Source organism: Rhizobium sp. 18065, assembly GCF_902706095.1.
Classification (GTDB): Bacteria; Pseudomonadota; Alphaproteobacteria; order Rhizobiales; family Rhizobiaceae; genus Allorhizobium.
Map to the genome: position 1 here is coordinate 909,090 of NZ_CACSJP010000001.1, position 12,771 is coordinate 921,860.

A 12,771-nucleotide genomic window follows, 5' to 3' on the forward strand; every position below is an offset into this window, starting at 1 on the left:
CCGAACTTTCTTGTTGTTGTTGTTTTGTGGCTGTGTGTCAGCGGTCGACCAGGACCGAGACCTTCGAGTGGCGCACAACCCTGTCTGCGGTCGCGCCGATGAAGTAGTTCGAATAGTCAGGTACATGCGAGGCGACGATGATCAGGTCTGCCGCGTGATCTTCTGCCGCCGCAAGGATCTCGCGGGCCGGGGCACCGGAGCGGATCTCGATCCGTGCCGCGATCGCGGTCTTTTCCTTCAGGCTGACCAGTTGCGCTTTCGCCTCCCGGATCGCGCCTTCGATCAGATCGACCGGAACATCGATCGCCAGATAGCCGGGCAGATCTTCGACAATGGTCAGAAGCACGATCTCGCCGCCGGCATCCAGAAGCGATGCCGCCTTGCGCAGGACCTTCTCTCCCTTGTCGAGCGCTGCAGGATCTACCGGTACAATAATCTTCTTATACATCATGGTCTCCTTTATCGCGATGCCTTTCAATGGCATTTCCGCTCGGTGGACTGACAATGGTCTCATGACCTGCGGGCCGCATTGATCAGGATCAAGTTTTGCCACGGCGCCATCGTCAACAATTGTCGAACGATAAGTCGAAGATCCGTCGTCTATCGTGAACGATAGAGAGGGAGCATATAGGTCTCATCATATCGCAACGAGCCGACCGAAACAGGAGCCATGACCATGACCGATGTCGCTGCAGCCAGGGACGACAGTTTCGCCCTCACTCGTCCGGTCCATGTCGGACGCACCCATCTGGTGGTGACCGATCTGGCGACGGTCAGTGATTTCTATCAGACAATCCTGGGCCTTTCAGTGATCGAAAAGAGTGCCTCCGGTGTCGTGCTGGGTGTTGCCGGAAAGCCGCTGCTGACGTTGACCACGCGCGGCGACGTGGCGCGTGCGCCGCGCAATGCCGCTGGCCTTTTTCATACAGCCTTCCTGATGCCCAGCCGTCAGGAACTCGCCCATTGGCTCGCCCATTCCGCCCACCGCCATATCCGGCTTGACGGTGCCAGCGACCATCTGGTCAGCGAAGCGATCTATCTGTCCGACCCGGAAGGCAATGGCATCGAGATCTACGCCGACCGCAAGCCTGATGAATGGACCTATCATGCCGATGGCACGGTCGAGATGGCAACGGAACGGCTGGACCTCCAGGCATTGTATGACAGTGCGCCGAAGACGGAGTGGGGCGGCATGGCGCCGGATGCGGCCATCGGCCATATGCATCTGCAGGTCGGCAATGTCCCGGAAGCCGATCGCTTCTATGAAGGTGTTCTCGGCCTGAAGAAGATGGCGAGTTATCCCGGTGCCAGCTTCTTTGCATCCGGCGCCTATCACCACCACATTGCCGCCAATGTCTGGAACAGCCGCAACGCCGGCGCGCGCTCTGATGCCATGACCGGATTGTCGGATTATTCTCTGAGCTTCCAGACTAAGGCGGACCTAGACAAGGTGCTGGCGAACCTCGAAGGCCTGGAGATACCGGTTGCCCGCACAGCTGAAGGCTACAGCCTGAAAGACCCTTGGGGCATCGGCATCACGCTCGCCGCCTGACTTTGTTCCATAGCCATGGAACCCTGCGCTGCCTCGCGCGTTTGCAGGCAGCGCAAGGGGATTTACGACGATGGAATCGACACCGGCTGGAGAAAATTCGGCAAGCGACGAGCGTGCCGTGTCGCGTATGTCGCCGATGGAAAAGGCCGCCTATCGGACCATGCAGCAGCGGCGCTACACGCCGCACCGGGTCAAGGTGCGCAAGACCGGTCTCGATTTTGCGCTCGCCTGGTCGGTTATTGGTATTTTCACCGTCATGGGCGTCGCCGCAATCTATCTGGCCTCGGCAGTTCTGATGCCGTTGACGCTGGCAATCGTGGTCGGCCTCATTCTGGGGCTTGCGGCAGACAAGCTGGGCAATCTCGGCATTCCGCCAATGATGACCGCATTCATCCTGTCGAGCCTGTTTGCCGGTCTGCTGCTGTTTGTCGGCAGCGCCCTTGCCGCGCCGCTCAGCGATCTGGCTAGCCGTGGCCCTGCCATGATCGAGCAGGCGGTCGACCAGTTGATGCCGCGGCTCGAGCGGATCTCCTGGCTCAAGCGTCCGATCGAGGCGATGACCAGCGGTCCGGTCTCGCCGGAAGCCATGCTGGAAAACAGCGGTGCGGTTCTGTCGACGGTGGCCGTCGGCATCACGCCTGCCCTGGTGCAGACATTGATCTTCTTCGGTGGTCTGATGCTGTTTCTCGGCAGCCGCCTGTCGCTGCGCAAGGCGCTGATCATCGGCTTCAAGGACAGGGCGCGCCGGTTGGCTGCGATCCGGACCTTGAACTCGATCGAGCGGGCTCTGGGTTTCTATTTCGCCACTGCCATCGTCCTTTATGCCGCCTCGGCCGTGGTTGCTGCCGCTGCTGCCATGGTCGGCGGGCTTGGCAATGCCGTGCTGTGGGGCCTGTTTGCCTTTCTCGCCAGTTTCGTCCCATTTCTCGGCATCACGCTGATCACCCTGTCCATGGCGGTCGCCGGTCTGCTGGTCCAGGACAGCATTCTGATCGGTCTCCTGCCGGCGATCGTCTATTTCACAGTGCATGGCATCATTGAAAACCTGGTCACGCCCGCCGTCATGGGGCGCCGCCTGGAAATCAATTCCTTCATGGTCTTTGTCGCGATCGTTTTCTGGACATGGATGTGGGGTGCCATCGGCGCCATGCTCGCCGTGCCGCTCTCGCTGATCGTGATCACGATTGCTAACGAACTGCTGCCGCAGACCAAGCTTCAGCCCAAACTGCCAGGCTGAGCCGCTTGCTATGACGCCAGCCGGTGCGATTCCGCCTGGAGATAGTTCATCGCATCGAGGCCAGCCATCGGACGGCCGAAATAATAGCCCTGCACCTGGTGGATGCCGGCTGCCCGAACGGCTTCCAGGTCGGAATCGGATTCGACACCCTCGGCCAGGCATTCGATGCCCAGGCTTGAGGACAGGTCGGCAATGGCGCGCAGGATGTTGCCACCCACGCCATCGTCTTCCCGCATGCGAAGCACGAAATCCCTGTCGGTCTTCAGCTTGTGCAGGGGGAAACGATTGATATAGCCGAAATTCGAATAACCCGAGCCGAAGTCGTCGAGCGCAATCAGGCATCCCATGCCGGCCAGCAATTCGAGACTGTCGCGGGCGCGGTCGAAATCCGACATGACCGCGGTCTCGGTGATTTCGAAGATCACCCGGTTGGGTTCGATATCGCTGTCGCGCACGATATGGACGACATTGTTGATCGATCGAGGCGAAACGAGATCGATTGCAGACAGGTTGAAGGACAGTTTGACACTGTGCGGCCATGTCGCCGCTGCGGATAGTGCCTTGTGCAGCAGTATGGAGGTCATGCGTTCGATCAGTCCGGAACGCTCGGCAGCTGGGATGAACGTCGACGGTGAAACTGGCCCCAGTGTCGGGCTGTTCCAGCGCGCCAGGGCCTCGAAGCCGATCGTCCTGCCGGTATTGATGTCGATCTGCGGCTGGTAGACGAGCGACATCTCCTTGTTCATGTCGCAGTTGCGCAGCGTCTGGTCGATGCGCCCGACATCCTTCATTTCGGCCTCGTGGCTGGCCGAAAACATCACCACGTCGCCGCGTGTCGCCCGCTTTGCGCTGTAGAGGGCATGGTCGGCGCGCTCGTACAACTGGTTGACCGTGCTTCCATGGGTCGGACAATGGGCAAAGCCTGCCGATGCGGAAATGGAAATGCTCAGGCTGTCGAGAACAAACGGATCCCGCATGCGGTGGCACAGGCGTTCGCCCAGCGCCTGGACCTCGCTCTGGTCCAAGACGTCCGGCACGATCAGCGCAAATTCATCACCGCCCAGGCGGGCGATGAAGCAGTCATTGGACAAGGCCGCGCGCAATCTTTCGGCAACCTCGGTCAGCAGCCTGTCGCCGGTGACATGACCATAGAGATCGTTGACCGGCTTGAAGCCGTCCAGATCGATGATGCCCATGTAGAAGCCGGAGGTTGTCACGGTTGCCTTTGTCAGGGCGCGGTCAAGCTGGATGAAGAAGCTGCGTCGGCTCGGCAGCCCGGTCAGCGTATCGAAATCGGCGAGAACTTCCGCCTTGCGACGCAGGTCGTCGGCCATCGTCCGCGCCGCGACCGCCTTCAGGATGGCGGTGCGCATCAGCCATGCCATGCCGAGTGCGGCAAAGGTGCCGGCAAGGCCGATAAACGCATATTGCAGAAAGACGTCCGGCCCGGCTTTGTGGGCGAGCCATAGCATTGTCGCCAGAGACAGGGCTGAGCCGACAACGATCACCCGTGCGCTGACGGCTGATGTCGAAATGACCAGGACCAGCAGGACGAAGTAGACGAGCTTGTGCTCCTCGAAATGGATCGAAAGATACGTCAGGATGTTCACATACATCGCCAGATGCATGCTGAGGCCGATCAGTTCCAGTTTCGCGTGGCTGACATCGCCCTTTAGGCTGCGCAGAAGAAACAGCGCCAGCAAGACGGTTGCCAGCGACATGCCCGTCAGAATGATCTGTTCGGTGCCGGTCTCGGCAAAGAAATGCGCGATGGTAATCAGCGTGTAATAGACGATGGCCGGCAGGAGAAAGCCGCGAATGATCGGCGCGAAGGCTTCGGCAACGCCGCGCTGGAAGCGCTGGTGCGCGTCCTGTGTTGCGTGCTGTTCATCCGGCGGAGCCGTGAGCGGCGATGCGGTCAATGATTGATCCATGAAGAAAGCAGTCCAGTTGCAATAGGCGCACGCAGCAGAATCTTCTTGAACGTGCTCTCATGGCAAACCAGATCACAACCGGATCCATTCAACACAAAGGAATATCAGGGAAGTCTTTAGGAATAGAAAACAATTGCTCGGACGCTGGGCCAAAGTTTAAACATGGGTTCCAGATGTCATCTCAGTGTCACGGCGACTGTGTAGAGCGCGGTTACTGAAACGCATGTGTTGAAATCGTATATGTCGCAAGAATGTCCTGTTTTGCGCCTCGGCGTCATTGCCGATCCGCAGTATGCCGTGCTGCCTCCGCATCCACAGTTGAACCGTCACTACGCCAACAGCCTGGCGAAACTCTCCCAGGCGGTCGATCGCTTCAACACGATGACATTGGATGCCGTCGTTGTTCTGGGTGATCTGATCGATCGCGGTTTCGAGAATTTCGCCCCGGTTCTGGCCGAACTGGCCCGCTTGCGCCATCCGCGCATCCTGCTGCCGGGCAATCACGATTTTGCTGTGGAGCCCGCGCGGTTGGCCGAGATCCATCAGGTTCTGGCCATGCCGGCGCCCTATCATGACCTGGTGATCAATGGTGTCCGCCTGATCGTCACCGATGGCAACGAGATCTCGCTTTTTGCTCCGCCCGAAGGCGATCCGCGCCGCATCGAAGCGCAGTCGCGTCTTGCCGCTCTGAAGGCGGCCGGTGCCGTCAATGCGATGGACTGGAACGGCGGCATGAGCGAACGCCAGATGGCCTGGCTGGCAAGCCGGCTGCAAGACGCCGAAGCAGCGGGCGAAAAGGTCATCGTGCTCGGCCACTACCCGATCTATCCATTCTCGGATCACAGCCTCTGGCAGGCCGAAGACATGGCGCGCATGCTGGCGGCATCGCCGGCCTCTATCGCCTATCTTTGCGGCCATGATCACTCCGGCAATTACGGCCTGCTCGGGGCGACGCATTTCGTCAATTTCTGCGGCATGGTCGACACGGAGTTCGACAATGCCTTCGCCGTGCTCGATCTTTATCCCGACCGTATCGAGATCGAGGGCTTTGGCCGTGAACAGAGCCGCAGGCTTCCCCTTTAAACCGGTGCCGCCTTTGCGGTGGCATTGGCCCAGCCGCTCGTCCACACCGCACGCAAACGGTCGCCTTCGCCCTTGAAGAAGCGTTCCTGCGTCACGCATTGCGCGATGCGTTCGCTGCGGAAATTGCGGATCGCCTGCCGCAACTCGCACCAGGCGACCAGATTGACTGATTCCGCATAGTAGATCAGCGCCAGCGGCTTGATCATCCGGCGGCTGGCCTCGCCTCGATCGTCGCGATAGTCGATCCGCAGCACCTGTTCGTTGCGTATCGCTGTTCGCACCTGTTCCAGCTCGAAATCTTTAGGCATCTGCGGCGGCGAGCCCCAGGCATACAGCGTGGCGGATTGCAGGCTTCGCCGCAGGGGGTCCGGCACGGCGCCGGCGATCTTCCGGTTCACCGATTCCGCCGAGCGCCTGAGCGAAGTGTCGCCGCTGCGCTCGAGCATCTGCAGCCCGAGCATGATCGCTTCCGTTTCCTCCACTGTGAACATCAGCGGTGGAAGGTCGAAGCCGGGCCGCAGGATATAGCCCAGTCCACGTTCCCCCTCGATCGGCACGCGCATCGCCTGCAGCGCGGCGATGTCGCGGTAGATCGACCGCACGGTGACTTCCAGCTGGTCGGCGATGATCTGCGCCGTCACCGCTGCGCGGGAAAGCTTGAGGATCTGGATGATCTCGAACAGCCGCGATGCCTTGCGCATTTAACCCTCTGTGTCTCTCCTGACACAATGCTGTCAGGAGCTCCTCTGTATGCAGAGCATAACAAGCTGATTATCTGAGATAAAAAACTTATACGCTGATTTTCGTACCGAGGATACTGACATGAGTTATGCCGAAAATCTCTGGCTTTTTCTTCTGCTGCTGACGGGCATAGTCATCGTGCCCGGAATGGACATGATCTATGTACTGGCAAGCGCTCTTTCCGGCGGCAAGCGCGCCGGGCTGGCCGCAACCGGCGGGATGATGGCCGGCGGGGCAATCCACACCGTCTTTGGTACTCTGGGCACCGGCGCGCTGGTGGCGCTGGTCCCCCAGCTTTTTACCCCGCTGCTGATCGTAGGTGCCGGTTACATGATCTGGATAGGCCTATCGCTGGTCCGCAGTTCCATCACCGTCGGCGCTGTCGAGACCGGTGCTACAAGGCGTCTTTCATCGACATTCGGTCAGGCCCTTGTCACCTGTCTGCTCAATCCCAAGGCCTATCTCTTCGTGGTTGCCGTCTATCCGCAATTCCTCAGGCCGCAATATGGATCGCTGCTGATGCAGGGCGCGGTGATGGGACTGATGACCATGGCTGTGCAGGGCCTGGTCTACGGCAGCGTTGCTCTCGCAGGCCATGGCGCCCGCCATACACTGGTGGAAAATCCCGGTTTGACCAAGGCCATTGGCCGCAGCGCCGGCCTGTTGCTGATTGCCGCCGCCATCTTCACCCTGGCACATGAACTATGGTAGCGCGTACTTGCCCGGCATGTATTGGATTGGCTGTTCGGCATGCTAATCTGTCATCAATATCAGATGATTGACGCTCTGTTGCGTTATCACCGCTTTGTGACTTCATTCCCTCGATCCAAACCTGCAAACATTCCCATGCTCGAAGCCAACGTCGGTCCGCCGGCAAACTCCGTGGGAGAATGGGAATGAAGTTGAGACTCGTTTTGACGGCCGCAGCGGCGATCTGTCTTGGCGTGACGGTGGCCATCGCGGCGGGTGAGCCGCAGGTCGTCCGTCAGGAGATGATGAAGAAGACCGGCGGCGCCATGGGTGCCCTGGCGGCGATTGCCAAGGGTGAGAAGCCTTTCGATGCCGAGGTCGTAAAGGCCTCGCTGACCACCATGGTCGAGGTCGGAAAGACATTCCCCGACCAGTTCCCGGCCGGCTCCGAGACCGGTCTGGAAACGGAAGCCAGCCCGAAGATCTGGGAAAACATGGAAGACTTCAAGACGAAGTCGATGGCTTTGGCGACTGCCGCGGAAGCGCAACTCGCCGCTCTGCCGGTCGATCAGGCTGGCGTCGGTGCCGTGATGAAGGCCGTCGGCGGAGCCTGCGGCACCTGTCACGAGACCTACCGCTTGAAGAAATAAGCATCTGGCGCGCCCGGTGGGTCACCTGCCGGGCGACTTTCCGTTTTGGCTCGGCTGCGGGCCGCCTGTTTCTTGCGGAGGCGCTGGATGGTTTCGAAATGGCTCAAGGGTCTGGTGGGCCTGCCGGTGATGGGTGCTCTGGGTGTGGGCGGATTTCTCGTCGTCACCGCGCCGGCGCGGCAGGATGCGTCCGTCTGGGCCGGGCTCGGCGAGCCTGATCTGACGCATGGCCGCGAGGTGTTCTTTGCCGGAGGCTGCACAAGTTGTCATACGCCTGCCGGAAGCGCCGGCGATGCGCGTCTGATCCTGTCGGGCGGCGCGCCGATCCACAGCCCGTTCGGCACCTTCCATGCGCCCAACATCTCCAGCAGCCAGACGGCCGGCATCGGCGGCTGGACACTTGCCGAATTCGGCGATGCCATGACCCGTGGCGTTGGACGCCGGGGCGAACATTTGTATCCATCCTTCCCCTACGGCTCCTATGCGCGCATGTCGGCGAAGGACGTCAACGACCTGTTCGGCTTCATCAAGACGCTGCCGGCGAGCGAGGCCGTGGCCCCGGCGCATGAGTTGCCGTTCCCCTTCAATATCCGCCTGTCCCTGGGCGGCTGGAAATTTCTCTATTTTACCGACGAGCCGCGCGTTGCGTTGACCGACGCCAGCGACATGGTCAGGCGGGGCCAGTATCTGGTCGAAGGCCCCGGCCATTGCGGCGAATGCCACACCCCGCGCGATATGCTCGGTGGTTTCAGGAGCGGCCAGTGGTTGGCCGGCGGTCCCAATCCGGAAGGCGAGGGCACCATCCCCAACATCACGCCCGGCTCGAAGAGCATCGGTTCCTGGAGCGAGGCGGATATCGCAAGCTATCTCGAAACCGGCTTCACCCCGGAATTCGACAGCGTCGGCGGCACGATGGTCGAGGTACAGAAGAACATGGCCGAACTGCCCGCCAGCGATAGAGAGGCGATTGCCGCCTATCTCAAGGCCATCCCCGCCGTGCAATAGTGGCGGGCGGTATCGGGCGCCACGCACCTTTCCGCGCTCCGCAGCGAATTGAAATCGTCGCCTCAAGCATCGCGCAAGCCTGCGCCGTCATCATGCACTCCTCGAAATGACTTCGGAGGAACCATGAGCATCGAACGTCGGCGGATGGAATCGGCAATCCGCTCGCTGCTCGACAACTATCCCGATCCCGCCCTGCATCACTGGGTGGACGAGACGGTGCGTGCCTTTGAAAGACGTCTTTCGGCGATTGTCGATCCGCGCGAGCGCGATCATGCCCAGCAGGCGGCGCTTATCCTGATCAAGACCACCCTGCAAAAATGGTCGGAAAAGCCGCCCGTGCGCCATTGAGGCTGGCGGTCCGCTAGCGGCTTTCCCGACCGCATGTGTGATCAGGCCTTATCCGGCTGCGCTGCGGGAATCCCGCTTTGCCTGTGCCACCGCGGCCGCCGACCGTAGCCGCCCACGCTCTGCCGGGCGGACAAGGCTCTTGTAGCGTTTGGATTCGATCGCCCGCATGCCGGCATGCGCATGGCGCGAATTGTAGCTCTCGTCGCGCTCGACCTTGGCGCTCTGCTTCAGGGCCAGGGCAGCGCGCATGTTTTCGACCAGTTGCACCTGGCCCTGCATCTTCTGCCGGCGCGCATGTTCGCCATTCAGACGGCGCATGCTCATGGCCAGGATTTCGAGCTTGCCTCTTGTGCCGACATCCTTCCTGACCGGCTCCGCGCCTTTTGCCGCAGCCTTTCCGCGCAATTCGCGGGTCTGCCGATGCGCCTCGGTCTGGGCACGGTTGCGTCTATCGCGAACCTGTTTGAGCAGTTTGGTCAGATCGGCATCGTTCAACTGTTGAACCGCCGGGTGGTGGGACTGCTGAACCAGATGCCATTCCTCCTCGGTCAGCAACCGCTCTTCCTGTTTGCGCGAAATCGCCATGTACGCCTCCTCCGTTTTGTTGTCGTGTCGTTGATCCAGATGTTTGAAATGGGGGACAGGTCGGCGTTCGACCGATGACGCATCACAAGGCCTCGGTTGAGCGCCGTCACGCATGCTGCACGGCTTTGAGCCCTGCAGGTCAAACATACGCTTGCCCGACGCCCTCGACAAGAATGCCGCGTGACTGACCAATGTGCCGAAACGTCGCGAAAGGGTCAGGCGTCTGTGGCAGGCTGGTCCGGCACCGGCGGATAAAAGCGCAGCGCCACCCGCGCCTGAGACAGGCGGCGGTGGAGCCTTGCCTGTTCCCGCAGCGGCCAGGATTCGTAAAGCAGGATGTTCAGCGGATGCCAGAGGGCAACCCATCCGACGATAATGGCGCCTTCTTCGAGGAAATGCGAGATCCGCCCATAGGATGTCAGCGCAGAGACGGCCTGACCGAAGACGAGACACAGGGCAAGCACGGCGAGCCCGAGCAACAGAGCCCGTCGCCCGGTGCGCAGAAGCTCGCGCAACTGGTGTTCGACGACCCCGTGACTGTAGAGGAAATAGTTTGAAATCGCCCGATCAAGGCCTTGGACCTCAGCCTTTGACGCGGATTCTTCGGGCAGATGAACCGTGATCCGGATCGGCTGCGTCTTCGGCATCAGGCTTGCGTGCCGGGTGATGTACTCGATGGCATCCTGCGACAGTTCCCGGTCCCTGAACGGATAGGGATCGAGCGTTTCGAAGATCTGGGAAACGTGATCAAGGCGCATTTCCACGGCATCATCCATTGCGGCCCTCTCCCTGTTTTCTCGTTCGAGAGGCTAACGCGAAGACGGCCGGATAGACCATCAATTTCTTGCTGAGCCGATGCCGGTGCCCTGCCGCCGCGGTCACGCTGCTCTTGCCCTGCCGCTGGTGCCCTGCCGCCTGTTATCGATCAAAGGCGCTCATCCGTCCGCTGCATGGGCACGTCGGCGTGCCCATGCCCAATCCATTGCCATTGCCATTGCCAGCCTGTTCAGGCGGCCTTGATCTCGATCTTCTTTTCACTGCTGACCGCCTCGGCCGTCTTCGGCAGCGTCACGCGCAGCAGGCCCTTGGCAAAAGTCGCTTCGATCTTGTTCCGGTCTATGCCGTCGGGCAGTGCAAAGCTCCGCTGGAACGAACCGTAGCGTCGCTCGGACAGGTGATAGTCTTTTTTGTCTTCTTTCTTCTCTTCCGATTTCTCGCCCCGGATCGTCAGGACGCCGTTGGCGACCTTCACTTCGACGCTCTTGTCGTCCATGCCGGGCAGCTCGGCCGTCACTTCGTAGAAGCCATCCTTTTCGACCATGTCGACGGCCGGCGCGACCTGCCATGGGAAGGCAGACGGATCAAGGCTGCGCAACGCCCGCGGGGCGGGCGCCCGCAACGAAAACGGATGGAAGTCGGTGAACAGCCGGTCGATCTCCTGGCGCAGCGTTTCGAGCGCCGCCCAGGGCCGATCGGTGGCCGGTGTCTGTGGATTTTCAGTGGTGATCGGAAGCTTCTTGACTGCATTATTCATGGTCATCACTCCTCAATGATCTTGATGCCCGCAACCGTGGTTGCGCGACATCTGCCTCTCATTTTGCAATCCGATATTAGCCAAATCAGCAGCGCAGGTCATTGATCACGATCAAGCGGCGGAGCATTTGGCCTTTGCGCCATTGCGTGGCCAGTGCGCGCAACGCGCCGCCGCGCTTGCAAGCGGACTATCTTCGAAAGGTCAGTTTCAGAGAAATGCTTCGACGTCAGCCGACGGCGCCATGCGGCAGATGTTCATTGGCGAACACCGCGATTTCGTCTTCCGCTTCGCTGCTCCACAGACCCAGTGCCTTGAGGATCTCCATGGTGAAGGTGATCGGAGAATTGCCGGGTGCGGTGATCACCTTGTCGTCCGACACGGCCTGTGGCTGGTCGCGGTAGAGTGCGGCGCCCTGATAGGCCGGATATTTCTGGTGCGAGGCAAGGCGGTTGCCGGTATGGGCCACGTTGTTCAGGATGCCGGTCGCCGCCAGCGCGCTTGCCGCCGCGCAGATCCCGCCGAGCACTTTGCCGGCGCCGTGAAATTCGCGGGCCTTTGCGCTGAAGTCCGGCGCGGTACCTTTTTCCCAGCTCAGGCCGCCTGGAATGATCAGCGCATCGAAGGTTTCTGCGTCTATGGCATCATAGCCGAGATCGGGCGTGACTTTCAGTCCGCCCATCGACGTGAGCGGCCGGCCATCGGGCGAAGCGGTCCTGATCTCGACGCCGAGATAGGAGCGCGCCACCGCCATCAGCAGGGCGCATTCCCAGTCGGCGAAGTCTTCGGTCAGGGCTATCGCGATACGGGTCATCGGCATGTCTCCCTGCGGCTTGGCATCCACCTGTTACGACAGGCGTTGAATGTAGCGCATGCCGGTCACCGGGCGCGGTACGAAATCCATATGCTCGTAGAACCGATGCGCCGCCACATTGCCGGTCGCTGCGCCAACCGAAAGGTAGTCGCAGCCGGACTGTACGGCGATATCGCGGGCGCGGGCAACCAGGTGCTGGCCGATGCCGTTGCCGCGCTGGCCATCACGGACGAACAGATGATGCAGATCCATGCCGCGCTTGCCTTCGTCAGCCCTGTAGAGCGGTACGAGAATGGCGTAGCCGATCAGGCCTTCGCCGCCATCGGCAACCAAGGCGGTGATCCAGGGCAGGGCGCCGAACAGGTCGCGCTCCAGCACGTCCGCGGTCATCGCGGAGGCATCGCCGTGGTGGGCGGCAAGGGCGGTAATCATGTCATTGAGCTGCGGCAGATCCTGGCGCCGGGCATGGCGGATCACCACGACGGGCGGGCGCGGCAGTGTTGTTTCAGTATCTTCGGTCATGTTTCGCTTCCCTTTTTTGATGTGCCGTCAGGGGAAGCTGCGTTTTTTAAACAACAAGGCCGCCTGACGGCGGCCTGTT

General features: G+C 60.8%; 15 protein-coding genes. 7 read left to right on the top strand and 8 right to left on the bottom strand.

All coding sequences use genetic code 11. From position 1 onward, the window contains the following. Positions 1-37: 37 nt before the first annotated feature. Complete coding sequence (locus tag GVK95_RS04335; RefSeq protein WP_159946877.1) at positions 38-448, bottom strand: universal stress protein; 411 nt, start codon at positions 446-448, stop codon at positions 38-40. Positions 449-676: 228 nt separating this feature from the next. Between GVK95_RS04335 and GVK95_RS04340 the strand changes: the two genes are divergently transcribed. After that, entirely contained in the window at positions 677-1,552 is an 876-nt protein-coding gene (locus GVK95_RS04340) for a VOC family protein (RefSeq protein ID WP_159946879.1), read from the top strand. A 70-nt stretch (positions 1,553-1,622) separates the two neighbouring features. After that, on the top strand, positions 1,623-2,789 hold the full coding sequence (locus GVK95_RS04345; RefSeq protein WP_159946881.1) for an AI-2E family transporter: 1,167 nt from the start codon (positions 1,623-1,625) through the stop codon (positions 2,787-2,789). 8 nt (positions 2,790-2,797) lie between these two features. Here the strand turns inward: GVK95_RS04345 and GVK95_RS04350 are convergent, their stop codons facing one another. Then, entirely contained in the window at positions 2,798-4,723 is a 1,926-nt protein-coding gene (locus GVK95_RS04350; protein WP_159946883.1) for an EAL domain-containing protein, read from the bottom strand. 240 nt (positions 4,724-4,963) lie between these two features. Between GVK95_RS04350 and GVK95_RS04355 the strand changes: the two genes are divergently transcribed. Beyond that, the gene (locus GVK95_RS04355; RefSeq protein WP_159946885.1) at positions 4,964-5,806 is read left to right on the top strand and encodes a metallophosphoesterase; all 843 of its coding nucleotides are present in this window, start codon (positions 4,964-4,966) and stop codon (positions 5,804-5,806) included. On the opposite strand, the gene GVK95_RS04360 is transcribed toward GVK95_RS04355, so the two are convergent. Continuing rightward, positions 5,803-6,507 (bottom strand): YafY family protein, encoded by a 705-nt coding sequence (locus tag GVK95_RS04360; RefSeq protein WP_159946887.1) that lies wholly within the window; start codon positions 6,505-6,507, stop codon positions 5,803-5,805. The genes GVK95_RS04355 and GVK95_RS04360 overlap by 4 nt on opposite strands. Positions 6,508-6,628: 121 nt before the next feature. Between GVK95_RS04360 and GVK95_RS04365 the strand changes: the two genes are divergently transcribed. The 4 genes from GVK95_RS04365 (at position 6,629) to GVK95_RS04380 (ending at position 9,240) form a co-directional block, all read left to right on the top strand. Then, positions 6,629-7,258, top strand: a complete 630-nt coding sequence (locus tag GVK95_RS04365) for a LysE family translocator (RefSeq protein WP_159946889.1) — start codon at positions 6,629-6,631, stop codon at positions 7,256-7,258. Positions 7,259-7,443: 185 nt separating this feature from the next. Continuing rightward, positions 7,444-7,887, top strand: coding sequence for a cytochrome c (locus tag GVK95_RS04370; RefSeq protein ID WP_159946891.1), 444 nt, complete (start codon positions 7,444-7,446; stop codon positions 7,885-7,887). Between the two features lie 87 nt (positions 7,888-7,974). Beyond that, positions 7,975-8,892: a cytochrome c gene (locus GVK95_RS04375; protein ID WP_159946893.1), complete on the top strand. Its 918-nt coding sequence runs from the start codon at positions 7,975-7,977 to the stop codon at positions 8,890-8,892. A 123-nt stretch (positions 8,893-9,015) separates the two neighbouring features. Beyond that, positions 9,016-9,240, top strand: coding sequence for a hypothetical protein (locus GVK95_RS04380; protein WP_159946895.1), 225 nt, complete (start codon positions 9,016-9,018; stop codon positions 9,238-9,240). Between the two features lie 48 nt (positions 9,241-9,288). Here GVK95_RS04380 and GVK95_RS04385 read toward each other — a convergent pair whose 3' ends face one another. The 5 genes from GVK95_RS04385 to GVK95_RS04405 all read right to left on the bottom strand — a co-directional run bounded on the left by GVK95_RS04385 (position 9,289) and on the right by GVK95_RS04405 (position 12,692). Continuing rightward, positions 9,289-9,825: a hypothetical protein gene (locus GVK95_RS04385; RefSeq protein WP_159946897.1), complete on the bottom strand. Its 537-nt coding sequence runs from the start codon at positions 9,823-9,825 to the stop codon at positions 9,289-9,291. Positions 9,826-10,040: 215 nt separating this feature from the next. Next, positions 10,041-10,601, bottom strand: coding sequence for a hypothetical protein (locus GVK95_RS04390; protein ID WP_159946899.1), 561 nt, complete (start codon positions 10,599-10,601; stop codon positions 10,041-10,043). Positions 10,602-10,831: 230 nt separating this feature from the next. Beyond that, positions 10,832-11,359 (bottom strand): Hsp20/alpha crystallin family protein, encoded by a 528-nt coding sequence (locus GVK95_RS04395; protein WP_159946901.1) that lies wholly within the window; start codon positions 11,357-11,359, stop codon positions 10,832-10,834. 226 nt (positions 11,360-11,585) lie between these two features. Further along, positions 11,586-12,170, bottom strand: a complete 585-nt coding sequence (locus GVK95_RS04400) for a type 1 glutamine amidotransferase family protein (RefSeq protein WP_159946903.1) — start codon at positions 12,168-12,170, stop codon at positions 11,586-11,588. 33 nt (positions 12,171-12,203) lie between these two features. After that, positions 12,204-12,692 (bottom strand): GNAT family N-acetyltransferase, encoded by a 489-nt coding sequence (locus GVK95_RS04405; RefSeq protein ID WP_159946905.1) that lies wholly within the window; start codon positions 12,690-12,692, stop codon positions 12,204-12,206. Between the last annotated feature and the right edge of the window lie 79 nt (positions 12,693-12,771).

Bases quoted from the DNA above. Each gene is read 5' to 3' on its own strand.
- GVK95_RS04355 (WP_159946885.1), top strand. From the start codon at position 4,964: ATGTCGCAAGAATGTCCTGTTTTGCGCCTCGGCGTCATTGCCGATCCG.
- GVK95_RS04365 (WP_159946889.1), top strand. From the start codon at position 6,629: ATGAGTTATGCCGAAAATCTCTGGCTTTTTCTTCTGCTGCTGACGGGC.
- GVK95_RS04400 (WP_159946903.1), bottom strand. From the start codon at position 12,170: ATGACCCGTATCGCGATAGCCCTGACCGAAGACTTCGCCGACTGGGAA.
- GVK95_RS04390 (WP_159946899.1), bottom strand. From the start codon at position 10,601: ATGGATGATGCCGTGGAAATGCGCCTTGATCACGTTTCCCAGATCTTC.
- GVK95_RS04405 (WP_159946905.1), bottom strand. From the start codon at position 12,692: ATGACCGAAGATACTGAAACAACACTGCCGCGCCCGCCCGTCGTGGTG.
- GVK95_RS04345 (WP_159946881.1), top strand. From the start codon at position 1,623: ATGGAATCGACACCGGCTGGAGAAAATTCGGCAAGCGACGAGCGTGCC.
- GVK95_RS04360 (WP_159946887.1), bottom strand. From the start codon at position 6,507: ATGCGCAAGGCATCGCGGCTGTTCGAGATCATCCAGATCCTCAAGCTT.
- GVK95_RS04375 (WP_159946893.1), top strand. From the start codon at position 7,975: ATGGTTTCGAAATGGCTCAAGGGTCTGGTGGGCCTGCCGGTGATGGGT.
- GVK95_RS04350 (WP_159946883.1), bottom strand. From the start codon at position 4,723: ATGGATCAATCATTGACCGCATCGCCGCTCACGGCTCCGCCGGATGAA.
- GVK95_RS04335 (WP_159946877.1), bottom strand. From the start codon at position 448: ATGTATAAGAAGATTATTGTACCGGTAGATCCTGCAGCGCTCGACAAG.
- GVK95_RS04380 (WP_159946895.1), top strand. From the start codon at position 9,016: ATGAGCATCGAACGTCGGCGGATGGAATCGGCAATCCGCTCGCTGCTC.
- GVK95_RS04395 (WP_159946901.1), bottom strand. From the start codon at position 11,359: ATGAATAATGCAGTCAAGAAGCTTCCGATCACCACTGAAAATCCACAG.
- GVK95_RS04385 (WP_159946897.1), bottom strand. From the start codon at position 9,825: ATGGCGATTTCGCGCAAACAGGAAGAGCGGTTGCTGACCGAGGAGGAA.
- GVK95_RS04370 (WP_159946891.1), top strand. From the start codon at position 7,444: ATGAAGTTGAGACTCGTTTTGACGGCCGCAGCGGCGATCTGTCTTGGC.
- GVK95_RS04340 (WP_159946879.1), top strand. From the start codon at position 677: ATGACCGATGTCGCTGCAGCCAGGGACGACAGTTTCGCCCTCACTCGT.